The 250-nt window shown below is 64.8% G+C and carries 1 pseudogene; it reads right to left on the bottom strand.

Annotated elements, in window-relative coordinates:
- Positions 1-124 precede the first annotated feature (124 nt).
- Positions 125-250 (bottom strand): annotated as a pseudogene (locus tag GWC77_RS28955) (transposase); the annotation flags it as partial.

Below are 250 nucleotides of genomic sequence, written 5' to 3'. Positions count from 1 at the left end.
GTGGTCTCGCTCGACTCGCAATTGGGAATTGAAGGACGAGGTCTGGCTCAATCCGGAGCGTGCGCCCCGAGCCGAATTAAAGCAGTGCGCATGATGCGACGCGACAACTACGTTGACAAACACCGATGGCCAGATCCGAATAGCGCGGCTGGCCACCCGGCGTGGTACGCCGCGGTGCCTGCCATTGGGCGAGCGCCGCGGGCGTGATCCACAGCGTCAGGCTCCCCCGGCTGCGCAGCCCCGCTTCATA

The organism is Paraburkholderia sp. NMBU_R16 (assembly GCF_013282575.1).
In the GTDB taxonomy this organism is placed as follows: Bacteria; Pseudomonadota; Gammaproteobacteria; order Burkholderiales; family Burkholderiaceae; genus Trinickia.
This window is presented reverse-complemented; position numbering and strand designations above follow the sequence as displayed.